General features: G+C 62.7%; 23 protein-coding genes. 15 read left to right on the top strand and 8 right to left on the bottom strand.

What is annotated here, in order from left to right:
* Window positions 1-141: 141 nt before the first annotated feature.
* The 3 genes from ACFFNA_RS37680 to ACFFNA_RS37670 form a co-directional block, all read right to left on the bottom strand.
* Entirely contained in the window at window positions 142-1,677 is a 1,536-nt protein-coding gene (locus tag ACFFNA_RS37680) for a DHA2 family efflux MFS transporter permease subunit (RefSeq protein WP_378925189.1), read from the bottom strand.
* A gap of 311 nt (window positions 1,678-1,988) precedes the next feature.
* Window positions 1,989-3,170: an HlyD family secretion protein gene (locus tag ACFFNA_RS37675; protein WP_378925187.1), complete on the bottom strand. Its 1,182-nt coding sequence runs from the start codon at window positions 3,168-3,170 to the stop codon at window positions 1,989-1,991.
* Window positions 3,167-3,646 carry a MarR family winged helix-turn-helix transcriptional regulator gene (locus ACFFNA_RS37670; protein ID WP_027038640.1) on the bottom strand — a complete coding sequence of 160 codons (480 nt, stop codon included), beginning with the start codon at window positions 3,644-3,646 and terminating at the stop codon, window positions 3,167-3,169. Before ACFFNA_RS37670 ends, ACFFNA_RS37675 begins: the two co-directional genes overlap by 4 nt.
* A 263-nt stretch (window positions 3,647-3,909) precedes the next feature.
* Between ACFFNA_RS37670 and ACFFNA_RS37665 the strand changes: the two genes are divergently transcribed.
* Genes ACFFNA_RS37665 through ACFFNA_RS37640 form a run of 6 tightly spaced genes read left to right on the top strand, consistent with a single transcriptional unit; the run spans window position 3,910 to window position 9,702 of the window.
* Entirely contained in the window at window positions 3,910-4,512 is a 603-nt protein-coding gene (locus ACFFNA_RS37665) for a CDP-alcohol phosphatidyltransferase family protein (protein ID WP_378925185.1), read from the top strand.
* Between the two features lie 40 nt (window positions 4,513-4,552).
* Window positions 4,553-6,337, top strand: coding sequence for a bifunctional alpha/beta hydrolase/class I SAM-dependent methyltransferase (locus ACFFNA_RS37660; protein ID WP_167458581.1), 1,785 nt, complete (start codon window positions 4,553-4,555; stop codon window positions 6,335-6,337).
* A gap of 5 nt (window positions 6,338-6,342) precedes the next feature.
* The gene (locus ACFFNA_RS37655) at window positions 6,343-7,668 is read left to right on the top strand and encodes a phosphatase PAP2/dual specificity phosphatase family protein (protein ID WP_378925183.1); all 1,326 of its coding nucleotides are present in this window, start codon (window positions 6,343-6,345) and stop codon (window positions 7,666-7,668) included.
* On the top strand, window positions 7,665-8,108 hold the full coding sequence (locus ACFFNA_RS37650; protein ID WP_378925181.1) for a hypothetical protein: 444 nt from the start codon (window positions 7,665-7,667) through the stop codon (window positions 8,106-8,108). The genes ACFFNA_RS37655 and ACFFNA_RS37650 overlap by 4 nt, the downstream gene beginning before the upstream one ends.
* Entirely contained in the window at window positions 8,105-8,767 is a 663-nt protein-coding gene (locus ACFFNA_RS37645; RefSeq protein ID WP_378925179.1) for a lysophospholipid acyltransferase family protein, read from the top strand. The genes ACFFNA_RS37650 and ACFFNA_RS37645 overlap by 4 nt, the downstream gene beginning before the upstream one ends.
* Window positions 8,767-9,702: a phosphatidate cytidylyltransferase gene (locus tag ACFFNA_RS37640; protein ID WP_378925177.1), complete on the top strand. Its 936-nt coding sequence runs from the start codon at window positions 8,767-8,769 to the stop codon at window positions 9,700-9,702. Before ACFFNA_RS37645 ends, ACFFNA_RS37640 begins: the two co-directional genes overlap by 1 nt.
* 263 nt (window positions 9,703-9,965) lie before the next feature.
* Here ACFFNA_RS37640 and ACFFNA_RS37635 read toward each other — a convergent pair whose 3' ends face one another.
* The gene (locus tag ACFFNA_RS37635; RefSeq protein ID WP_281004958.1) at window positions 9,966-10,094 is read right to left on the bottom strand and encodes a hypothetical protein; all 129 of its coding nucleotides are present in this window, start codon (window positions 10,092-10,094) and stop codon (window positions 9,966-9,968) included.
* A 299-nt stretch (window positions 10,095-10,393) separates the two neighbouring features.
* On the opposite strand from ACFFNA_RS37635, the gene ACFFNA_RS37630 reads away from it, so the two are divergent.
* From ACFFNA_RS37630 to ACFFNA_RS37605, 6 genes are all read left to right on the top strand, one after another.
* On the top strand, window positions 10,394-11,695 hold the full coding sequence (locus tag ACFFNA_RS37630) for an ABC transporter substrate-binding protein (RefSeq protein WP_111545927.1): 1,302 nt from the start codon (window positions 10,394-10,396) through the stop codon (window positions 11,693-11,695).
* A gap of 188 nt (window positions 11,696-11,883) precedes the next feature.
* Window positions 11,884-12,810, top strand: a complete 927-nt coding sequence (locus ACFFNA_RS37625) for a carbohydrate ABC transporter permease (RefSeq protein WP_167458572.1) — start codon at window positions 11,884-11,886, stop codon at window positions 12,808-12,810.
* Complete coding sequence (locus tag ACFFNA_RS37620; protein WP_111545891.1) at window positions 12,803-13,669, top strand: carbohydrate ABC transporter permease; 867 nt, start codon at window positions 12,803-12,805, stop codon at window positions 13,667-13,669. The genes ACFFNA_RS37625 and ACFFNA_RS37620 overlap by 8 nt, the downstream gene beginning before the upstream one ends.
* Window positions 13,670-13,702: 33 nt before the next feature.
* Window positions 13,703-14,812, top strand: coding sequence for an ABC transporter ATP-binding protein (locus ACFFNA_RS37615; protein WP_378925174.1), 1,110 nt, complete (start codon window positions 13,703-13,705; stop codon window positions 14,810-14,812).
* A 68-nt stretch (window positions 14,813-14,880) separates the two neighbouring features.
* On the top strand, window positions 14,881-15,900 hold the full coding sequence (locus tag ACFFNA_RS37610; protein ID WP_378925172.1) for a LacI family DNA-binding transcriptional regulator: 1,020 nt from the start codon (window positions 14,881-14,883) through the stop codon (window positions 15,898-15,900).
* A gap of 146 nt (window positions 15,901-16,046) precedes the next feature.
* Window positions 16,047-16,880 carry an AraC family transcriptional regulator gene (locus ACFFNA_RS37605; protein WP_378925171.1) on the top strand — a complete coding sequence of 278 codons (834 nt, stop codon included), beginning with the start codon at window positions 16,047-16,049 and terminating at the stop codon, window positions 16,878-16,880.
* 59 nt (window positions 16,881-16,939) lie between these two features.
* On the opposite strand, the gene ACFFNA_RS37600 is transcribed toward ACFFNA_RS37605, so the two are convergent.
* The 4 genes from ACFFNA_RS37600 to ACFFNA_RS37585 all read right to left on the bottom strand — a co-directional run bounded on the left by ACFFNA_RS37600 (window position 16,940) and on the right by ACFFNA_RS37585 (window position 21,147).
* Entirely contained in the window at window positions 16,940-17,254 is a 315-nt protein-coding gene (locus ACFFNA_RS37600; protein ID WP_378925169.1) for an antibiotic biosynthesis monooxygenase family protein, read from the bottom strand.
* A gap of 276 nt (window positions 17,255-17,530) precedes the next feature.
* Window positions 17,531-18,676: a DSD1 family PLP-dependent enzyme gene (locus ACFFNA_RS37595; RefSeq protein WP_378925167.1), complete on the bottom strand. Its 1,146-nt coding sequence runs from the start codon at window positions 18,674-18,676 to the stop codon at window positions 17,531-17,533.
* Window positions 18,673-19,953 carry a D-arabinono-1,4-lactone oxidase gene (locus ACFFNA_RS37590; RefSeq protein ID WP_378925165.1) on the bottom strand — a complete coding sequence of 427 codons (1,281 nt, stop codon included), beginning with the start codon at window positions 19,951-19,953 and terminating at the stop codon, window positions 18,673-18,675. Before ACFFNA_RS37590 ends, ACFFNA_RS37595 begins: the two co-directional genes overlap by 4 nt.
* 9 nt (window positions 19,954-19,962) lie before the next feature.
* The gene (locus ACFFNA_RS37585) at window positions 19,963-21,147 is read right to left on the bottom strand and encodes an MFS transporter (RefSeq protein WP_378925163.1); all 1,185 of its coding nucleotides are present in this window, start codon (window positions 21,145-21,147) and stop codon (window positions 19,963-19,965) included.
* 125 nt (window positions 21,148-21,272) lie between these two features.
* Here ACFFNA_RS37585 and ACFFNA_RS37580 point away from each other — a divergent pair, with 125 nt between their 5' ends.
* The 3 genes from ACFFNA_RS37580 to ACFFNA_RS37570 all read left to right on the top strand — a co-directional run.
* On the top strand, window positions 21,273-21,899 hold the full coding sequence (locus ACFFNA_RS37580) for a TetR/AcrR family transcriptional regulator (protein ID WP_378925161.1): 627 nt from the start codon (window positions 21,273-21,275) through the stop codon (window positions 21,897-21,899).
* A 287-nt stretch (window positions 21,900-22,186) separates the two neighbouring features.
* Window positions 22,187-22,483, top strand: coding sequence for a co-chaperone GroES (groES, locus tag ACFFNA_RS37575; protein ID WP_006203049.1), 297 nt, complete (start codon window positions 22,187-22,189; stop codon window positions 22,481-22,483).
* Between the two features lie 62 nt (window positions 22,484-22,545).
* The coding region (locus ACFFNA_RS37570; RefSeq protein ID WP_281034660.1) for a TCP-1/cpn60 chaperonin family protein at window positions 22,546-22,746 on the top strand (201 nt) is incomplete at its 3' end.

Genomic DNA, 22,746 nt, shown 5'->3' with positions numbered 1-22,746 from the left:
GAACTTCGGCGCCGAGCGCCTTTTCTCCTCGGTGCCGGAGTTTTCGAACCGCCCGAGATCGACCACCGGGAATGCAGGCTGCATGATCATGATCTCCAGACTGGTTGCCCTGGAGACTTACAGCCTCGAGGGCGACGGCATCTAGTCCATGTGGGCGGCGGCCGGTGCGCCACCGGCCGGCGCCTGTTTTGGCTTGCGCAGCAGGAAAACAAACGGAATGGAAATCAGGGTCATCACCATGAGTATTTTGAAGTCATTGACGTAGGAGATCATCATCGCCTGCAGATTGACCATACGATCAACCTCCGAAAGCGCCATTGGATCGCCGCTTGCGGCCGCCGGCGAGACCGCCCACAGATTGGGGTTGAACGGATTGATGAACGCCGAAAGCTCGGTGTGATTGACCTGCGTGTTGCGCACCATCAGAACCGTCACCACCGACACGCCAATGGACGAGCCAAGATTGCGCACCAAGCTGAACAAGGCCGTGGCATCGGTGCGGAAGCGCACGTCAAGCGTGGCGAAGGCCACGGTCGACAGCGGCACGAACACCATTCCCATTCCCAGGCCCTGGATCACGCCGGAGCTGATGATCAGCCAGTTGTCCATCTGCGGCGTGAAGCTGGACATGGTGTAGAGTGATTGCGCGGTCAGCAGAAAGCCGATGACGACGAGGATCCTGGCGTCGATCTTGCTCATGAGCCGCCCGACGACGAGCATCGAAATCATCGTGCCGACACCACGTGGCCCAAGGACAACGCCAATGGTGATGGTCGGATAGCCGAAGATGGTCGACAGCATCGGCGGCAGCAGCGACATGCTCGCCAGGATGAGTACACCCATGACGAAGATGAACGCCAGCCCGGTGACGAAATTGCGGTCGAGGAATATCTTGGGATCGATGAAGGGATGTTCGGCCGTCACCGTGTGGATGATGAACACCCAGAAGCCGGTCAGCGAAAGACCAAGCTCGATCCAGATCTCATTCGAGGAAAACCAGTCGACCTCGCCGCCCCGATCGAGCAGCAGCTGAAGCGCGCCGACGCCGAGCGATATCATGGCGAAGCCGAAGAAATCGAAACCGCGCACCCGCCGAGCAACAGCGGGCAAATAGGCGGCCATGCCGAGGAAGGCGACAATGCCGACCGGCAGGTTGATGAAGAACACCCAGCGCCAGTTGAAATTCTCGGTCAGCCAGCCACCGAGCGTCGGGCCCAGAATTGGCCCCAGCATGATGCCGGCGCCCCAGATGGCCATCGCCTGGCCATGGCGTTCCCTCGGGTTGATGTCGAGCAGGAAGGTCTGCGACAACGGCACGATCGCGGCGCCGAACACGCCTTGCATCAGCCGGAAGAACACTATGCTCTCCAGGCTCCAGGCGATGCCGCACAGCATCGAGAACACCGTGAAGCCGACCACCGCCGTCAGGAACAGTTCCTTGCGGCCGAAGCGGTCGGCCAGCCAGCCGGTGACCGGCGTCATGATGGCGGCGGCAACGATGTATGAGGTCAGCACCCAGTTGATGTTGTCCGGAGAGGCGCCGAGATCGCCGGTCATGGTCGGCAGCGCGACGTTGGCGATCGTCGTGTCGAGCGCCTGCATGATCGTCGCCAGCATGAGCGCGACCGTGATCAGGCCACGATGCGGCACTTCTTTGAAGGGTTCGGGCGTGCTCATGATGCGGAACTTCCGGCAGGTAACAAAATCGTGTACGGTGGGTTTCCGGGCGGCAAGGCCTTCCGTTGAGAGACCCTCATCGCGGTGGGACGCGATTTATCGATGTGGGGGTTACATCGACCGAAAGTCTCGATTGAGCGGATGCCTGCCGCCCGGAAACATGAGGACCGACGGGTCCGTGTCGAAGGTTTCAGATTCCGGTCGAGTCGCGACGCGGCTCCAACCAAACGCTGATCCTTCCCACTCCTCCCTTCAGACCAATCCTGCCACTGGCTTCCACCCGCTTGGTTCCCCACGGGCTTCCGCCGATTTTACTCCGCCGCCTCGCCCGCCGTGGCGTGGCCGAATATGGCGGGAAACCCGCGCGCCACGCCGGTGTCGACGGTAACAGTCGCGCTCATGCCGGTGCGCAACGCCATCTTGGCGTCGGCATCGGTCAGTTCCAAGCGCACCGGAATGCGCTGCGTGACCTTGACCCAGTTGCCGGTGGCATTCTGCGCCGGCAGCAGCGAGAACTCGGCTCCCGTGCCGGCACCGATCGCCTTGACCGTCGCCTCGAAGGTGCGCCCCGGATAGGTGTCGACTACGATCTCGGCCTTCTGGCCGGACTTCATGTCGGTGAGCTGGGTTTCCTTGAAATTGGCTTCGATCCAGGTGTCGCCGGTCTCGACCAGCGCAAACAGCGGCGTGCCGGAACCGACATACTGACCGACCTTGAACGATGAGGCCTGGCTGACGACGCCGTCGGCCGGCGCCTTGACCGTAGTCTGCGCCAGGTCGTAGGCCGCCTTGTCGCGTGCGGCGAGCGCGGCCATCACGGTCGGATGCTTGCCGGTCTCGATGTCGGGATTGCCACCAAGTGCGGCCTTGGCGCTGATGATGCCTTGCTCGGCAACGGCCAGCTGCTGCTTTGCCTTGTCGAGATCGTTCTTGGCCTGATCGAGCGACGACTTGGCGTTGATGCCCTTCTGGGCAAGGTCGGCGGCGCGGTCGAACTGCGACTGGGCGAAGGCGACCTCACTGGCATCGGACTTTTGCTGAGCCATCGACTGGCCATAGGCCGCGCGCAGCTGCTCGACATTGAGACGAGCGCCCGCCACCGCCGCGTCGGCCTGAGCCAGTGCGATCCGGTAGGGCTCAGGGTCGATGGCAAACAGCACATCACCCTGCCTGACCAGCTGGTTGTCGGCAATGTCGACCTGAACGATGCGGCCCGCCGTATCGGAAGCGATCGACACCTTGGCCTGCTGCAGATTGGCGTTCTCCGTCTCCTGGTAGCGGCCGCCGGTGACCCAGACGTAACCGCCGCCGATAGCCAGTGCCGCAGGCAGCGCAACCATCAGCAAAGAGCGGCCCAGCCGGCGCTTTTTCTTCACCGGCGCCGGGGCTGGCTGCACCGGAGGAGCAACCGCCGCCGGGGCCGCGGCCGGCTGAGCCGGCGCTTCCACTTCCAGTTCGGTCACCTTGTCGTCTATCTTGGCTACGGCGTTCATGCTGCTGCGCCCTCCGTATTCTTCACTTTTTCTATGGACGGCGTCTCGTCGTCAGTCAGGTTGCGGACCATCGCCTCAAGCCCCTCGATAAGGACGCGACGGGCTTCCGGCTTCACGCCGACCAGCGATTCCTCATAGACTTCTCCGGCAATGCTCTTGATCACGGCGTAGGCGTCACTCGCCTTGGGCGTCAGGAAGATCATGCGGACGCGGCGATCGGCGGCGTCGGAGCGACGCTCGATCCAGCCCCCCTCCTCCATGCGGTCGACCAGGCGCGAAACGCTGATCGGCTCGATTTCGAGAAGTTCGGCCAGCCGCGCCTGCGCGACACCGTCTTCCTTGGCAACGCGGACCAGAAGCCGCCATTGCGCCGAAGAAAGCCCCAAGCCACTGGCTCTCGCCTCGAAGCGCTTGCGCATCAGGCGCTGCACGTCGTGGATCAAGAAGCCCAATCTGTCTATGCCATCAGAAACCATGAGCGGCATATATAATAAGCGTGCTTATTATTCAAGATGCTGCGTTGCACCAGAAGCCGGCAAATGTGCATGACAGTCGTGCTTCGCAATCATGGTTAGCGAGTGGTGAACGTCTGGCCGGTGGCCATGGCAGTCGGCGTGACCCTTCCACCGTATCGGGGTGTGCGCACTGGGAGGCGCAGCTTCGACCGCAGCGGTCTATACTCTGGTCGCGTGTGACATATTGATGTACAGCCGCTGGTCAGGATCGGGGGATCAACGAAATGCCGACGCTTTACGCTCTCAAGCCGGCTTTCCAGGGAAGGTTGCGGCCGCTGGTCAATCGGCTGGCGGCAATCGGCGTCACCGCAAACAGCATAACCATCCTGGCGGCCCTGATGTCGATCGCGGCCGGAACGGCCATCGCGATCCTGCATGAATGGCGCTCGCTGCTGCTGCTCGTTCCCGTCGTGATGTTCGTGCGCATGGCGCTGAATGCCGTGGATGGCATGCTGGCGCGGGAACACGGGCAGGCCTCGACGCTCGGCATGTATCTGAACGAGATTTGCGACGTCGTTTCGGACCTTGCGCTGATCCTGCCGTTCGCCGCCTTTCCAGAGTTCAGCCCATGGGGCGTCATCGCCTTCGCCCTGACCGCCGTGCTGACAGAATTCGCCGGCGTGCTCGGCATCGCCGCCGGGATCGGGCGAAACTATGCCGGGCCGTTCGGCAAGAGCGACAGGGCGCTGGGCGTGGTCGCCGTGCTGTGCGCCGCCGGGCTCTGGCCGGCTTCCATCGCGCCGCTTGTGTTTCCAGCCATGGCAACGCTTTCGCTGTTGACCGCCATAAACCGGATACGCGCCGGCCTTATTGGCAACGCCAGCTAAGCATCGAGGCTTCGCCATGTCGCCAGAGGGAAAGACCATGATGCACGAACCAATCGCCGCCGCGGCTGCGGAAAACCTTGAGCGGCAAGCGCAAGAGCGTGTCTTCCGCAGCCATGACGGGACGGAGATTTTCTACCGCTTCTGGCCGGCAGCTTCCGCCAATGCCAAGGGTGCGGTGGTGCTCTTCCACCGCGGCCACGAGCATGGCGGTCGCATGGCCCATCTCGTCGACGAATTGCAGATGCCGGATCACGCCTTCTATGCCTGGGATGCCCGCGGCAATGGTCGCTCGTCCGGCGAGCGCGGCTATGCTCCTTCCTTCTCGGCCCTGGTGCGCGACATCGACTGCTTCATGCGCGAGATCGCCGCCAGGGATGGCTTTGCCACGCAGGATGTTGCGCTGATCGCGCAATCCTTCGGCGCCGTGCTCGCCGCCGCCTGGGTGCACGACTATGCGCCGAAGCTGCGTGCCATGGTGCTGGCCTCACCAGCCTTTTCGGTCAAGCTCTACGTGCCTTTCGCCAAGGAAGGCATCGCGTTCTGGCAGAAGATCAAAGGCCGCTTCTTCGTCAATTCCTACGTGAAGGCGAAATTCCTGACCCACGATCCCGTGCGCATCGCCTCCTTCGAGAGCGATCCGCTGATCACGCGGCCGATCGCCTCCAACATCCTGGTCGAACTCTATCAGCACGCGGCCCGCATCGTTGCCGACGCCCGCGCCATCACCGTGCCGACGCAGCTTCTGCTTTCGGGGAGCGACTGGGTGGTGCGCCACGGCCCGCAACACGAATTCTTCGTCAATCTCGGCAGTCGTACCAAGGAACGCCATGTGCTGCCGGGTTTCTTCCATGACACGCTGGGCGAGCGCGACCGGGCGCAGGCCCTCGACCTGATCCGGCCGTTCCTGGCAAAACAGTTCGCCGCGCCGGATGCGCCGGTCGACCTGAAGCAGGCGGATATCGCCGGCTACACGCGCGACGAGGCCGACAGGCTTGCCTCGCCGCTCGATCTTTTGTCGCCCAAGGGCCTCTATTGGGCTTTCAGCCGTGCCTCCATCCGCATGGGCGCCTGGTTCTCGTCGGGTATGAAGGCGGGCATCACCACCGGCTTCGATTCCGGCTCGACGCTGGATTACGTCTACGAGAACGACGCGCGGGGTCTTACACAGCTTGGCCGCGCCGTCGACCGCATCTTCCTGGAAGCCATTGGCTGGCGCGGCATCCGCCAGCGCAAGCTGCATCTCGAAGAACTGATCGGCTCTTGCCTGGCGACGCTCAAGGCCGCCGGCCGGCCGGCGCACATTCTCGACATCGCCGCCGGCCATGGCCGCTATGTTCTCGATGCCATCGTGAAGAGCCCCGACCAGCCGGCGAGCGTGCGCCTGCAGGATTATTCCGACCTCAATGTCCAGCTCGGCCGCAAGCTGATCGCCGAGCGGCAATTGCCGGCCAGCGTCTCGTTCCAGCGCGCAGACGCGTTTGATGCCGACATGTTCGCCTCGATCGATCCGGCGCCCGATCTCGCCATCGTTTCCGGCCTCTACGAGCTGTTCTCCGACAATGCGATGATCGCCCGCTCGCTCGGTGGGCTTGCGCACGCCATGCAACCGGGCAGCCTGTTGCTCTACACCAACCAGCCCTGGCATCCGCAGCTCGAGATGATCGCCCGCAGCCTGACCTCGCATCGCGGCGGCCAGGCCTGGGTGATGCGCCGGCGCACGCAAGGCGAGATGGACCAGCTCGTCGAAGCCGCCGGTTTCGACAAGCTCGACCAGCGCATCGACCAATGGGGCATCTTCACCGTCTCGGTCGCACGGCGCCGCTGAACAGGATGGTGTCATCGCTTGCATCCACGGTGCGTGCCGAACCTTATGGCCGGGTGGTCGTCAGGGCAGCGCTTTGGCTGGCCTTCCTGGCGCCGTTCTTCTACCTCTCCTACGGCTTCGCCAACTGGCTGGCGTCGCGGCGCGACGACGTCGGCAGCATCGTGTTCTCCTGGGAGCACAGCATCCCCTTCCTCGCCTGGACCATCGTGCCTTACTGGTCGATCAACCTGTTCTACGGACTGTCGCTGCTGCTCAACGACAGCAGGCAAGGGGTCGACCGCCTAGCAGGGCGTTATCTCACGGCGCAGATCGTCGCCGTTGCCTGTTTTATCCTGTTCCCGCTGACCGCGACGTTCGTGCGGCCTGCAACGACCGGCTTGCCAGGTTTCCTGTTTGCCGTACTTGGCGGTTTCGACAAGCCGTTCAACCAGGCGCCATCGCTGCACATCGCCCTTTTGGTGATCATCTGGGACCACTGGCGCCACCGGCTCGGCGGCCCTCTCCTGCCGCTCTGGCATGGCTGGTGCTTCCTGATCGGCGCTTCGGTGCTGACGACATGGCAACATCATTTCATCGACATCCCGACCGGCGCGCTGCTCGGGTTTTTCGCCCTGTGGCTGTTTCCGCGCACCGGCGAGTTGCCGTTTTCAGGCGCCCGGCCGACCAGCGATGCCAAGACGCGCCGGCTGGCGCTGTTCTATGCGCTGGGCGCTTTCCTTGCGCTGGCCGGTGCCGCGCTCGGCGCCTTCTTTTCCGGCGTCGCGCTCTTCCTGCTCTGGCCGGCGCTGGCGCTGGCCATCGTTGCCTTCGCCTATGCCGGGGCCGGCGCAAAGGTGTTCCAGAAGACTGCGGAAGGCTATGTGTCCCTGGCAAGCCGGGTCCTGCTTTGGCCCTACCGGCTCGGCGCTGGGGTGAATGTCGCCATATGGACGCGCAAGCTTCCGCCGCTCGTCACCGTCAGTGATGGCGTCTTTTTCGGCCGCTTTCCAACGGCAAGCGAAGCCAACGGCTTCGGCACCGTGATCGACCTCGCCGCCGAACTTGAAAAGCCGGCGGGAGCGGATTGCCGCTGGATTAGCTTTCCGATGATCGATCTGTTGCCGCCGCCGGTGACAGTACAGCAGCAGGCAGCCAGCGCGCTGGAAAGCGCGCGCCGCGACGGCACGGTGCTGGTCTGCTGCGCGCTCGGTTTTCAGCGCAGCGCAGGCGTTGTCGCCGAATGGCTGGTGGCGACCGGCAGGGCCAAGACGCCGGCGCTTGCCCGCGAGATGCTGATGGCCACCGGCCGGCCGGTTCATCTTGCCGAGGCCACGGAGCGAGCGGCGTCATGACGGGCAATGCCTACCAGGAACGCGTCGAGCGCTTCGCCCGTGTGCTGATGCAGCAGGCCGCATGGCCGGCTGCCGTTGTGGTGGCCGCAAATGTTCTTGCGCCCCTGGCGGCTTCGGCGCGCGGCGCCTTCGAGACCTTGCCTGCGGCCATTGCGCTGTCGGTCTTAGCCGCGAGCGCCGTTGCCGTGCTGGCGCTGTCGGCGCTTCTGGTGTTCGACGCGCTGTTGTTCCGGCTGATGGCCAGCCAGAATGACGAGGCTTCCGGTGGTGTCGCGGTGGATGGCATATTGGCACGCATGCGCCTGAAACCCTCCCCGTCCACGACACGCTCGCTCGACGACCGCATGGCCGGGACGCGCCGCTTGCTGTTCAAGCAGCGCGCGGCCCTGGCCCTGTTTGCCGCAGCGCTTCTGGCGGCGGGATTTTGGGCGCCGCGATGAACAAGCTTTCGCTCACGACCTTCACCTTGCTGCAGACGGTAACCTCCGTCGGCCTCTCGGCGCTGGCCTGGGTGGTGACCGGGGTGCGTCCGATCTGGAATGGCAGCCTGCCGTCCGACCGGCAGCGCATCTATTTCGCCAATCACACCAGCCATGGCGACTTCATCCTGCTGTCGGCCTGCCTGAGCGAAAAGGAGCGCGCGATCACCCACGCGGTCGCCGCCGGCGAGTACTGGGGAAAGTCGCGGCTGCGCCGCTTCATCGCCGAGGACATGCTGTCGTCGGTGCTCATCAACCGGCAATGGACGAAACCTGAAGAAAACCCGATCGAGATCATGCTGTCGGTTCTCGACCAGGGCCATTCGCTGATCCTGTTTCCCGAGGGCACCCGCAACATGACCGAGGAGCCGCTGCTGGCCTTCCGCTCCGGGCTCTACAACCTGTCGATGGCGCGGCCGGAGGTCGAGCTGATCCCGTGCTGGATCGAGAACATGTCGCGTGTGCTGCCCAAGGGCCAATTCCTGCCGGTGCCACTGCTGTGCCGCGTCGTCTTCGGCGCGCCGGTGGCGGTGGCTCCGGGCGAAGAACGCCGCGCCTTTCTCGAGCGCGCCCACGCCACGCTTCTGGCGCTCAACCCGCGCCCCGAGCGAGACGATTGATGCGCCACGAGATCTCCATTCTGATTATCGGCCTGCTGGCGGTGCTGACCACTGCCAGCATCGTCGCCGCCATACTTTCGGCGCGGGCGCCAAAGCCGCTCAGTTCAACGCTGGTCAACCTCACGCAGCGCATCAACGCCTGGTGGGTGATGGTGGTGCTGATAACGGTCGCCTTCTTCTTCGGCCGCTACGGCATGACCATCCTGTTCGCGCTGATTTCCTTCGCGGCGCTTCGCGAATTCGTGACGCTGACGCATACAAGCCGCAGCGACCATTGGGTTCTGCTCGGCATGTTCGGCATCATCATACCGTTTCAATACTGGCTGGTGTGGACCGCCTGGTACGGGCTCTTCGTCATCTTCATTCCGGTCTACTGCTTCCTGCTGATGCCGGCCATCACAGCGCTGCATGGCGACACCGAACGCTTTCTCGAGCGGATTGCGGCGCAGCAATGGGCGGTGATGATCTCGGTCTATTGCGTCAGCCATGTTCCGGCGCTGCTGACACTCAATGTGCCTGATTTCGAAGGCCGCAACCTGTTGCTGATCGCCTTCCTGATCATCGTCGTGCAAGGCAGCGACGTTCTGCAGTACATCTTCGGCAAGCTCTTCGGAAAACACCGTTTTTCGCCGAACGTCTCGCCGTCGAAAACCTGGGAAGGCCTGATCGGCGGACTGGTGTCGGCGAGCCTGCTCGGCGCGCTGCTGTCGTTTGTGACGCCCTTCTCGCCGCTGCAGGCGGCAGCCGTGGCCTTCGTCGCCTGCTCGATGGGTTTTCTGGGCGGGCTGGTCGCGTCGGCCATCAAGCGCGACCAGGGCGTCAAGGACTGGGGCCACCTGATCGAAGGCCATGGCGGCATTATGGACCGCACCGACAGCCTGGTCTTCGCTGCCCCGGTCTTCTTTCACATCGTGCGCTATTTCTGGACGGTCTGAGTCGGCAAACTCTTGCCCACCGCGATCAGGCCCACCGCGATCAGAGCCGGTTGCGGATGAGCATGGTGACGGCCGCGACAGATGCGGGTCATCAGTCCGACGAAGCCGATGACACCAGCTACCTAGACCAGGATCGCCGTCGAGAACGCGGCGACGAGAAAGGTCATCCTGCGCAAACCCTGAGGGACGCAGCAGACGTCTCCATGAGTAAGTGCCGACGCGACAAGGGTGAGGCTCATCGCTGAACCTAGCCCTTGATGGCATTATTTCCGTGCAGCCGCGCTTCTTTGAAAATCATCTGCTTTGCGTTCGCGTCGGGTGATTGCCGTGATCTCGACAGTGACGTCGGGTTCAACCGAAGAGCCGCAATCGGGCAGGACCTTCTTTGCCATGTCGACCGCTCCTTTGCCGCCCGCCGGACAGGTGAAGGTCGCGGCCCAGTCGACAACGCGGATTTCGTCGGCCGGCCTGGAGATGCGACAGAAAAAGATGGAAATGGTCAATCGAAGCGCTTGCGCAAGCGCTTCGATTAGATTAATTCATTCTCCGTGACGAATTTGGCAGCATAGAACCCACGCCGCCGCGTTCGCCTTCGGAGGACCAGCAACAGCCATTGTGCACACGTCGCGCCCGCGCTTCGTGGCGGCCTGGTGCTGCCTGTCATTTGTCAGATTGAACCGGGAGGAAAACGATGAACATCAAGCAGAATGGACTGTCTCGCCGCACCTTCATGAAGGCTTCCGCTGCACTTGGCGCGACCGCCGTGGCGGCGGCGTCAGGGGTCAAGATGGCGCGGGCCGCGCCAGCCGAACTGAGGTATTTCTACCGGGCGCCATGGCCGTCTTCGGAGGTCTACGCCAACTGGCTGATCGACGAGTGGAACAAGAAGAACGGGGATCGGGTCCATGTCACCGGCGCCAGCGTCGACGGCGAGACCTACAAGACCAAGCAGACCATCGAGCTGTCCTCGAGCAATCCACCGGACCTTTTCTATTCCTGGGAAGGCGGACGCGGCAAGGAAATCGTCGACAATGGATTCTCGGCGGATCTAACGCCCTATTATGAAAAATACGGCTGGGAAAAGAAACTCAACCCGGCCGGCGTGACGTTGTCCATCTACAACGGCAAGAAGCATTTCGTGCCGACGGAAATGTGTGCTTCCGTGGTCTGGTACCGGAAGGACATCTACGAGCAGCTTGGCCTCAAGGTTCCCACCACATGGGACGAGCTCATGGCCAACGCGCAGAAGGGCAAGGAGGCGGGCCTCGCCGCCTTCATGCTGGCCAACCAGAAGAAGTGGCCATCGCAGTTCATGTGGTCGGCAATCCTGGTCAACAAGCACGGTCTGGACGTCTATGACGGGTTGATCAACGGCACCATTCCGTGGACCGATCCGCGTGCCGTCGATGTCACGGCCATGATGCAGAAGCTGGCCACGGACGGCATGTTCGAGCCGTCGTTCAACTCGATCGATCTCGGACCTGCCATGGTGCCGTGGACGCAGGGCAAGGGCCTGCATTGGTATCAGGGCTCGTTCAATCTCGGCCGCTTCCGTGGCGACCAGCCGCAATGCTGCGTCGTTCCCATGGATTTCTTCCCGATGCCGGCATTTCCGGGCAAGAAGCCGGTGATGTCGGTGTTCGCCGAAGACACAATCATGATCCACGAAAACAGCCCCAACAAGGACGCGGCAGCGGAGTTTCTCGACTGGATGGTGTCCGACGAAGCGATGAGCAAGAAGCTCGAGATCGACAAGCCTTTCCCGTCGAACGTCAATTCCAACCTGTCGAAGCTGAGCGAAATGGAGCAGCGCCTCGGCAAGGCGATGGCCGAGTCCGGCTCCTTCACCTTCATGCATGTCGACCATGCCACGCCACCAGCGATTTCGGACAAGTTCCTCGATGGCGTCCAGGGCGTTCTGGCCGGCGCCATGTCGCCTGAAGACGCGATGAAGCTGACCGAGGACGAGGCGGCGCGCGTCAAGAAGTCGTAAGCGCGAACGAACCGGGAGAGGCGCCATGCGCCTCTCCCGTGTCTGCCACGACAGACATGTGCTTCATCGCCAAGGCCGCTATCCGAACCGCCGGAGCCGGGATGTTGGCGACGCCGCATCAACGACGCTGCCCAACCCGTTTCCTGAACCAAGGGCCGTTTCCTGAACCAATCGAAAGGCGCGACACCATGGCCAGCAGCGCAAAGCGCTTCGATGATGGCACCTTTATCGGCTACGCCCGCCAGCATGTGTTCGTAACCGTGTTCGGCGTCGCGGTGCCGCTGCTGGTGTTCGCCTGCTTCATCGGCTACCCGATCATCTACACGATCTACCTCAGTTTCTTCGAATGGAACGGCATGGCGCCGCAGAAGAAATTCGTCGGCTTCGCCAACTACGCCTACCTGTTCCACGACAAGTATTTCTACATAGCGCTGGTCAACAACGCCAAGTGGCTGGTGGTTTCGCTGGTCTTCCCCGTCTCGCTCGGTTTCCTGATCGCCTATGTGATGAAGGCGCGCCTGGTGTTTGCCCCGTCGCTGTTGCGCACCATCGTCTTCTTTCCGGTGACCATGTCGCTGATCGCGGTCGGCCTGATGTTCCTCCTGATCCTCAATCCGGTATTCGGCGCCTTCGACACCTTGCTGCGGTCGGTCGGCCTCGGCTTCCTGGTGCATGAATGGTTCGGCGACTACCGCATCGCGCTCTATACGCTGGCGGTCATTTCCGGCTGGGCATTCACCGGCATGCCGATGATCTTCTACTTCGCCGGCCTCGGCGACGTTCCGAAGGAAACATTCGACGCCGCGCGTATCGAGGGCGCGGGACATTGGCGCATGATCCGCAGCGTCGCCCTGCCCCAGCTGCGTCCTGTCACCGCGATCATCGTCATGCTCACGCTGTTCGAATCGCTGCGCGCTTTCGACCTGATCGCCGTGCTGACCAAAGGAGCGCCTTTCGGCATGACCAACGTGCTTGGCTATCTCGTCTACATGGAGAGCTTCTGGAATTCCCGCTTCGGCTACGGCGCAGCGCTCAGCGTCGTCATCCTGGTGATTGCCGGGTCGCTGGCCGCTGTCCTGCTCGGCAAGGTCCTGAAGGGTGCTTTCGATGTCTGACACGACCATGAACGCCGCTGGCCGCAGCCGCCTCCTTGCGGTTTTGCCCAAACTCGCCGCAACCGCCCTCATGCTGGTGCTAGCTGCCGTATGGCTCGGACCGCTGCTGTTGATCGTGATGACGTCGATCAAGTCGAACGCCGAATTTCTGGCGGGGCCGTTCGCCTTGCCGAAGTCGCCGACGATCCAGCCCTACATCGACGTCTGGTTTGGACTTGGGTTCGGCACGCTTTTGAGAAACAGCCTGATCTATGCGACGGCCGGGTCGGCGCTCGCGGTGGCGCTGGCGCTGGTACCCGCCTTCGCGCTCAGCCGTATGAACGTTCCCGGGCGCAAGTGGATATTCGGCCTTTTGCTGACCGGCCTCATGCTGCCGCAGCAGACGGTGCTGATCCCGCTCTACGACACGCTGCGCACATTCCACCTGCTGGATACCAAGATCGGCCTGATCATCGTTCACGGCGTCTATGGAATGCCCTTGCAGGTTCTGATCCTGCGCGGCTTCATGACGACAATTCCACCGGAAATCGAGAAGGCCGCCTATGTCGAGGGCGCGACCGACTTCCAGGTTTTCTGGAAGGTGATCCTGCCGCTGTCGGTTCCCGGCATTCTCGTCGGCTACACGCTGAACTTCATCGCCATCTGGAAGGAATTCGTGTTCGGGCTGGTGTTCCTCAACAGCGAGGACAATTTTCCGGTGACGGTCGGCATGCTGAAACTGAACAGCGACCGCTACCTCGCCGTCTTCAACCTGCCGGCCGCGGGTCTCGTCATCTCGCAGTTGCCGATCGTCCTGCTGTTCATCCTCACCTACCGGCAGATCTCGGGCGGCAATCTCTCGGGCGCCGTGAAGGGCTGATGTCCGCGGGCTTTTTGCAATAAGGAATTTGTAATGGCTGAAGTGTCCCTGAAGGACGTCGAGAAGCGCTACGCGATGGTACCGGTTCTGTCCGGGTTGAACCTGGACATAGAAGATGGCGAATTCACCGTGCTGGTAGGCCCGTCCGGCTGCGGCAAGACGACGACGCTGAACATGATCGCCGGGCTTGAATCGATCACCGGCGGCACGCTGCGCATCGGCGCGCGCGACGTTACCGGGCTGCCGCCGAAGGATCGCGACATCGCCATGGTGTTCCAGTCCTATGCGTTGTTTCCGCACATGACGGTTCGCGACAACATAGCGTTCGGCATGAAGATCAGGAAAACCCCGAAAGCCGATATCGAAACGCAGATACGGCAAGTGGCGCAGCGGCTGCACATCTATGACCTGCTCGACAGACTGCCCAAGGCCCTCTCCGGCGGTCAGCGGCAGCGTGTCGCACTCGGGCGCGCGCTGGTTCGCCGCCCCGGCGTGTTCCTCATGGACGAACCTCTGTCCAACCTCGACGCGAAAATGCGCATCGAGGCGCGCAGTTTCCTGACCAAGATGCATCAGGAGATCGGAACAACGACCGTCTATGTCACGCACGACCAGGCGGAAGCCATGACCATGGGCAGCAAGATTGTGGTCATGAATGGCGGCAAGATCCAGCAGGCGGCAGCGCCGCTCGAAGTCTACAATCGGCCTGCCAACCAGTTTGTCGCCGGCTTCATCGGGTCGCCCGCCATGAACTTCCTGCGCCTTGTGTACGATGGCAGTTCCCTGTCGGACCAGGCCTGCGGACTGCGGATCGCGGTTCCGGAGAACCGGCGCGCGGCGCTTGCTGGCCAGAAGGGAACGATGGTCACGTTGGGCGTGCGCCCAGAACATTTCAGGATCCTGCAGCCCGGCGCCATCCCAGGCGTCGATTCGATCGCGTTCAATGTCGATGTGGTCCAGCATCTCGGCCACGAAATTCTTCTCGACCTCAGCATCGGCGATCACAGGTGCATCGCGCGGCTGCCGCCCAGCGACCGTTCCAAGCTTGGGGAAAGCCGGCTGTTTTCCATCGACATGGACCATGTCCACTATTTCGACGGCGAGAGCGGCAGAAACCTCATTGATTATGGCCGACAACAATGAATAGTCGGCGCGCGGATCGGCGGCCGCGGGACGTTCCCGGGCAGACCGGCGCCGGATTGAGGTGAGGGATGGCGAGAGCGACTGTAACGATCAGCGACGTCGCTCGCCGTGCTCGTGTGTCCACGTCCACCGTATCGCATGTCATCAACGGCACGCGCCTCGTCAGCCCCGAAAAGACCGCCTTGGTGAACGAGGCGATCGCTGCAACGGGATATCAGCCGAATGCACTAGCGCGGTCACTCGCGCGCAACGTCAGCAACTATGTCGGCATTGCCATATCGGCGATCACCAATCCCTATTTCAGCGACATCATCTGCGCCATCGAGAGCGAGTGCGCGCGCCTCGGCCTGCTGGTCTTCCTCGCCGATACGCGCGACGAGCCCGGTCATGAACTCGCCGTGGTGCAGGCGTTGCAGGAGCGAAGGGTCGACGGCATCATCCTGGCCCCATGCGGCGATCCCGAAAACAAGACCGTCCGCTATCTGGAGAAGAGCGGCATTCCGACCGTGCTTGTCGACAGGTTTGCCGAGTCCGCCTTCGACCATGTCGGCGTCGAGAACAAGCAGGCCGTCGCCAATCTGGTTTCGCACATGGCAGGGCTTGGCCACAAACGGATCGGTATGATCGGGGCCCAGGCGGGGTTCAGCACCACCAGAGAGCGCATCGAAGGCTATAGACAAGGGCTCAAGCGGAACGACATCGGCTTCGACCCGGATCTCCTGCAGCCTTCGAACCAGAATTTCGAGGCCACTCAGAACGCGGTGGCATCCTTGCTGAGATTGGCAAATCCGCCGACCGGTATCATCACCGGAAACAACCTGACGACGATCGGAGCCGTGGCAGCGATCCGCAACGCAGGCCTGAGAATACCGCAAGACATATCGCTTGCCGGCTTCGACGATTTCGAGTGGGCGGATTATTTCGAACCTCGGCTGACCTTGATCGCGCAGCCCTGCAATGAGATCGGCCACAGGGCCGCGCAGATGCTTGTCGAACGGATCAACGGATTGTCCGCCGCACCACGTTCCGTGAGGCTGAAATCAACCCTTGTTGTCAGAGATTCCTGCGCCGCCCCAGCTGTTTCCTGATCCCGCATTGCGGAAGACTGATGGTCGACCGCCTTGCGCCATCCAGAGATCGCAGTCGCCTTCGATTGCACGAGAGGCGCAATTTCGATCAAACTGGCCCCGCAGAAAGACGGCAAGATGATCTGGCCAATGCGGGAAAGAGCTCGATGAACCCGACCGAAAAAGCACTGTGGTTCGTCGAGAGCCATCTGCCCGAAGCGGTCTCGCTCGACGATGTCGCGCAAAGCAGCGGCGTGTCGCGCTTTCATGTGACGCGGGCTTTCGGTGCTGCCACCGGCCGTTCGGTGATGGGCTACATGCGCTCGCGCCGGCTGACCGAGGCGGCACGCAAGCTGGCTGGCGGGGCGCCCGACATCCTCTCGGTCGCGCTCGACGCCGGCTACAACTCGCATGAGGCTTTCACCCGCGCCTTCCGCGACCAGTTCGGCACCACGCCGGAACTGGTGCGCGCACAAGGCACGCTCGACAATCTCGACCTCGTGGAGCCAATCCTGATGAACCAGTCCCTTCTTGCCAACCTCGAACCGCCGCGCTTCGAAACCAGCCGGCCGTTCCTGATCGCCGGCCTCGGCGAACGCTACAACTGCGAAACCAGCGCCGCCATTCCGATGCAGTGGCAACGTTTCGGCCCCTATATCGGCAACATTCCGGGCGAGACCGGCAACGTCGCCTATGGCGTCTGCGTCAACGGCGACGATGCCGGCAATTTCGACTACATCGCCGGCGTCGAGGTTTCCGACTTTTCCGACCTGCCGAAGGAGCTCAGCCGTGTGCGCGTGCCGGCGCAGAAATATGCCGTATTCGCCCACCGCGAGCACATCTCGACCATCCGCCGCACGGTCAACACCATCTGGAACAAGTGGTTGCCGGCCTCCGGCCACGAGATCGCGGATGCTCCCGAATTCGAGCGCTACGGCCCCGAATTCGATCCGCGGACCGGCAATGGCGGGCTGGAGATCTGGATACCGGTGAAGGCGTAGGCTCGGAGACGGGCTGGGTTCCATTAGGGAACCAGCCCGCCGAGCGGCGACCGCGAGGATTACTCCACGGTGAGAGCGACCTCATAGAGGCCGGGATGGGCTAGCCCAAGGGCCTTGTTCCGCTCAAGAAAGCCGTTTGCCTGCAGATGCTCGAAGACGTGCCGCATGGCAGCGTGATCCTGCGCCTGCGCATAGTTGACGACACGCGTGCCATCGAGACTTCGATGCAGGCTGGCGGACATCCAGCCGGGAATGCCACGGCAACTCATCGCCGCCTCCTGCAGCAGGTCGATCAGCGCCTGCTGGCCGCCCTCGGGTACGGTGAAGACGTTGATCTGGGTGATGACGCCAGTGTTGGCACGAATGATGGGCATTTTTCTTCTCCTTCGTTGGCGCCTGGCAAACGAAGGAACGCCGATCCGCGAAAACCCCGAACGCCAAGCCGGACGTAAAGCACGCCCTGGGCTTGCCGTGGGTTCCCAGATGAGAACGGAGCTTCCATCCGATGGAAGGAGCGGGCTTACCGTTTGCCGCTCCAAGGTCCTTTTCGACTCTTTTTGCATAGCATTGCCGACCGCTGGCAGCAATTGGCGTTCATCGCGCACGTATTTGGCGAAGCGGCTTGTTGTGATCGGGCCGTGGCGACCCCGTCATCCCATCGGCAGTGCCGGCCAGCGATCGGTTATCCTGCCACCGGAAAACACGGCGATCGATCCAAACTGCTGCAGCACGGCCTCGCTCTGCGTCGGGCGCAGGAACGCGTAGTCGCCGGGCTTTGCGGTCGCATCGTGGGGAAGGCCCATGAATTGCTGGTTCGAAGAGAGGCCGAGCAGGCCGCTCGTCTTCATCCCTTCGGGAAAGACCGGCTGGGCCATCCATTTGCCGCCATAGAGATAGCACCCCTTGCGCGGAAACCGGCCGAGCCCCTGCAGCAGGCAGGTGACGGCCGGCGGGCCGGGCAGCATCGGCTCGACGACCTTCAGGATCGGCGTCGCGATAAAGGCTGCCGGCTGGAAGCCTTCGAGGCCGGGCGTATCGAAATCGCTGGGCAGCACAAAGGCCGAGCCCATCGACACCTCGTTGGCCACGCTGCCATGATGAAGCAGCGCGGTCTTGCTGCCGCCGATGTTCAAGATACGGCGCTGCTCGGCGCCGAGGCACGCAACGAAGGCGGTGGCCTGTTCCGAGGCTTTCGCCAACGCCTTGGCGGGCCCGCCGAACAGGCTGGGAATATGCGGCGCATGCGCCTCGTAGGCCATGACGCCTTCGCAATGCAGCCGTTTATGAGCCGGCAGCAACTTAAGAGCCTGCGACAAGGCCTCCGGGCTGGCAAAACCGCCGCGATGCAGCCCGACATCGATCTCGAAAGCAATGCGCAACTCAGTGCCGAGTTCGGCCGCGAGCGCGCCATATGCGGCCAGCCGCTCCTGCGTATCGATCAGCCAGCACACCCGCGACCAGTCGGCGTCCCCTTTCACCAGTGCCGCCCTTGCCGCGTGGACCGGCATCGGCTTGCCATAAAGCAGATCGGCATCTGGAAATGCCTTCAACACCGCTCCGCTGATCGGCGGATGGAAAGTCATGAAGCGATTGGTGCCTAGAGCCTTGCCGATGTGCGACAGCAGAGGCAGGCAAGCGAGCGACTTGTCGACCAGCCGCACGGCAAGGCCGGGGTCAAGCCTCGCTTTCACCAGGGCAATGTTGCGGTCCAGCCGGTCGAGATCGAGCAGCAGGCAGGGCTGAAAGATGCCGGCTTCCTTCAGCGCGCCCGAAAGAGTGGCGAAATAGGCGCTCATCGTTCGATGCCGAACAGGCCTGCCAAATAGGGCGAGATGAAGCGGTTTTGCGGATCGATGTCGCGGCGCACCGCCATGGCGTCGTCCCAGCGCGGATAGAGCTTTTTCAGCTCCGCCGCCTTCAGGCTGTGCATCTTGCCCCAATGCGGCCGGCCGCCATATTTGCGGAAGATCGGCTCGGCCGCCCGCATGAACGGCAGCGGATCGCTCGCCGCATCGTGGTGGATGGCGATCGAGCAGGTCAGCCTGTTGTAGAATGGCGAAAGCCAAAACTGGTCTGGTGCGACCGAGCGCACCTCCATCGGGAAATACACCTCGGGAAAGCGCTTCTCCGTCAGTTCGATGATCTCGGCCAGTACCTTCGGCCCCTCATCGAACGGCAGATGATATTCCATCTCGTTGAACTTGGTCTGCCGGTCGCTGGCATAGACGTTGAGCCAATCCTGCACATAGTCCTCGGCCGGCACCTTCGCGACGGCGTCGCGGATCAGCCGGCGGCGGAGCGACGGTAGCCAGGCGAGCCCGGTGCGCAGCCGGCGCAGCGTCCTCAACCCACCCTCGTCATCCTCGGTCGGACGCGTGGTGGTCGCCGCCGTGCTGAAGTCGCTGGCGATGAACTGCGCATAGCCGGAAAACGGAATGTAGTAGAATTCGGCCGAACGATGCGCGGCCATCATCGTTTCGAAATCGCGCAGCATGTCGGCGATCGGCAGCACCCATTTGCGGCGGCGCAGCCGGTAGGTCGCAATGTTGTTCAGCGTCACCTCGGTCATCACGCCGAAGGCGCCGAGCGCGACGCCGACGGCATGGATCGTCTCCTGATCCCCTGCCCGCTTGAAGTCACGCAACTTGCCCAGCCCGTCGACGATCTGCACCGTTTCAAGCTGCGTGTGGTAGGCGCCGAGCGTCGGTCCCGAGCCATGCGTGGCGGTGCCGAGTGCGCCACCAATCGCCTGGCGATCGATGTCACCCATATTGGGCAGCCCCTGGCCGATGTCTTGCAAGATGTGCATCAACGAGCCGAGCCGGGTCCCTGCCCGCACGCGTGCCTGATGTTTTTCGGTGTCGTGCGAGACCAGCCCTTCCAGCTTCTCCAGGGACAGGATCGTGCCCTCGGATTTCACCAGCGGCGTGAAGGAATGACCGGCGCCAACAACGCGGACCGGGCCGGGTGCGGTGCGAACAAGATCGCCAAGCGCGCCGGCATCGGCGGGACTGGCAACCAGCCGCGGTTCTGCGGTGACGTAGCCGGACCAGTTGCTCCAGGTGTTCGACATGTCGCCTCCTCAGGCAACGGCGCGGCGATGCCGCGACACGAGGAGGAACAGGCCGAGCAGCGCCACGCTGGCAACGGCGCTGGCGGCGGCGAATTCCGGCACCGGGCGAAAATCCTTGCCGTCGATGAGCAGCGACGCCGCGATCGGGCCGATCGCCAGGCCAAAAAGCTGTGCGGCCGGCACCAGCAGCACGGCGGTGCGCGTCTCGTCGGCGGTGATCGCCAAGCGGATCTGGTAAGGCACGATGAACAAGAGGATGAAGCCCATGACCAAGGCGGCAACCCAGAATGTGGTGAGGCCAGGTCCGCTGGCGAGGACCAGCGCGCTGACAAACGCGACGGCACCGATCACGGCGATGGCAATGCGGTAGTCGATGCGCGCCTCGAACACGGTCGCCGTCATCGCGCCCAGGACCTGAACCGCGAGGCTGGCCGAGACGATCAGGCCGACGGTGCGGCCATCGATGCCGTATTGTGCGCCAAGCGGCTCCAGAAAGGCCCAGACTGCGCCGAAGAACATGAAGTAGCAGAAGACCGACAGCAGCGCGGTGATCGAAGGAACAGTCAGCACATTGGCCAGATTCTCTTCCTTGGGCAGATCAGCATAGTCACCAGGGACCGTGACGGCGACCGCCAGCGAGGCAATGCAGACGACGGCGAGAACGATGAAGCCGCCCGCCGATCCTGCGGCCGGGATGACATAGAGCGCCAGCAGCAGGGCAAGCGCACATTGCGCCAGGGTCTGCATGGTGACGAAATAGCCGCCGATGCGCTCGGCCCGCCGCGAACGCGCAATCAGTTCGGTGGCGACCGCCACCAGGCCGCCCTCGGCGAGGCCAGCCAGGGCGCGGGCCGCAATCAGCATGTTGGCGCCAGCGGCATAAGCCGTCCAAAAATTCGCCAGCGCCAGCAGGAGCAAAAGGATCGCACTTTTCCAGCGCATGTTGTGCGCCGAAAGCAGCATCGCCACAACGGCCGAGCCGATGGCGATGGCGATCATCTCGGCGGTGGCGACCAGCGCCAGTTCGTCGCCGCTGACGTGGCCTTCGGTGTAAAGGGCGCCGAGCAGCACCGGCTGCAGTCCGAGGATGAGCAGGCCGACCGAACCGATCCACAGGGCCGAGGCAAGCTGCCCCCCGGTCGGATTGCCGACCAGCCAGTCGCTGCTTCCGGTATGCGCGTCACCAGATGCCAAAGCCGCCTCCCAACGTCCCTTGCCGTGCCGCAAAAAAGCTGACAACCTATCAGTATTCAAAAACTGATACTTGATCATATTATTTTGTCAACCATGGAGCCGGAATTGTCGGGGAAGATCGGTGCATGACGGAAGCAAGGCGAACAGTGACTAGGCTCAGGCGCAAACCCAAGCAGGAGCGCAGCCGCGAGCGCATCGACGCGATCCTGTCGACAACCATGCGGCTGATCGGCGAAAAGGGCATCGACGCCGTCACCATGAAGGAAGTCGGCATGCTGGCGGGCGGGCCGATCGCCACCGTCTACCACTATTTTCCCAACAAATCGGCGATCCTGGCGATGCTCTACGAGCGGTTTTCCGAAGTCAGCCGGGCACGATTGACTGCGATCATCACCGACATCCGCGAGGCCAAGGACGTGATCGTGGCTGCCGACCGGTTGCTTGACGACTATCTCAGCCGTGTCGCCGGCGATCCGGCCATCCAGGATCTGCAGAACGCCATCCAGGCCGACAAGGCGCTCAAGAATCTCGACATCGCCGAAACCCGGCATCAAGCCAAGATGTTCTGCGACCATGTCATCGCCCTGCTCGAACCCGAGAAGCGCGAGCAGTTCGAACGCATGGTTCTCCTGATCTTCCAGCTAGCCGGTGGTGTGGTGCGCCTGGCGCTTGCCGAGGGCAAAGCGGAAAGTCGCCAGACCATCGAGGACTACCGGTCGATCATCCACACCCAACTGCGGCTCTTTCTCTAAGCAGACTCCGCTCGCTTCGCCATCGCGCCGTCCGCTTAGGTTTCTTTGTTTGCCGCAGGTTCTTGTCGCAAAACCGTAGAACACTTTTGCGGAACCTGCTCAGTGGTCGTGGCGACACCGCCTCATGCGAATTTCGCGCGTTTGCGCAGCGTGTCGCGCCTTGACACTGGCAGGCCAGCAGCCTATTTCAGCGCCACGTTAGCACTCGCCATTGGTGAGTGCTAACCATATGTCCGGCGCCGCCGGACGGAGGAACTGTTCTCACCGTTCTCATCGAGGAAGAAAAAATGGCAAAGTCGAAGTTCCGCCCGCTTCATGACCGCGTGGTCGTTCGCCGGGTCGAATCCGAATCCAAGACCGCCGGCGGGATCATCATCCCCGATACGGCAAAGGAAAAGCCGCAGGAAGGCGAGATCATCGCTGTCGGCTCCGGCGCTCGTGACGAAGCCGGCAAGCTCGTCCCGCTGGACGTCAAGGCCGGCGACCGCATCCTGTTCGGCAAGTGGTCGGGCACCGAAGTCAAGCTCAATGGCGAAGACCTTCTGATCATGAAGGAATCCGACATCATGGGCATCATCGGCTGATATCAGGCCTTTCCGTCAACTGAATTCCCGGGCTCAATCCAAGCCCTTGCCAGGAGTTAAAAATGGCTGCCAAAGACGTAAAATTCTCCCGTGATGCCCGCGAGCGCATGCTGCGCGGTGTCAACATCCTCGCCGACGCGGTGAAGGTCACGCTCGGCCCCAAGGGCCGCAACGTCGTCATCGACAAGTCGTTCGGCGCGCCGCGCATCACCAAGGACGGCGTGACCGTCGCCAAGGAAATCGAGCTTGAGGACAAGTTCGAA

This window comes from Mesorhizobium kowhaii (assembly GCF_042431665.1).
GTDB lineage: Bacteria > Pseudomonadota > Alphaproteobacteria > Rhizobiales > Rhizobiaceae > Mesorhizobium > Mesorhizobium kowhaii.
This window is presented reverse-complemented; position numbering and strand designations above follow the sequence as displayed.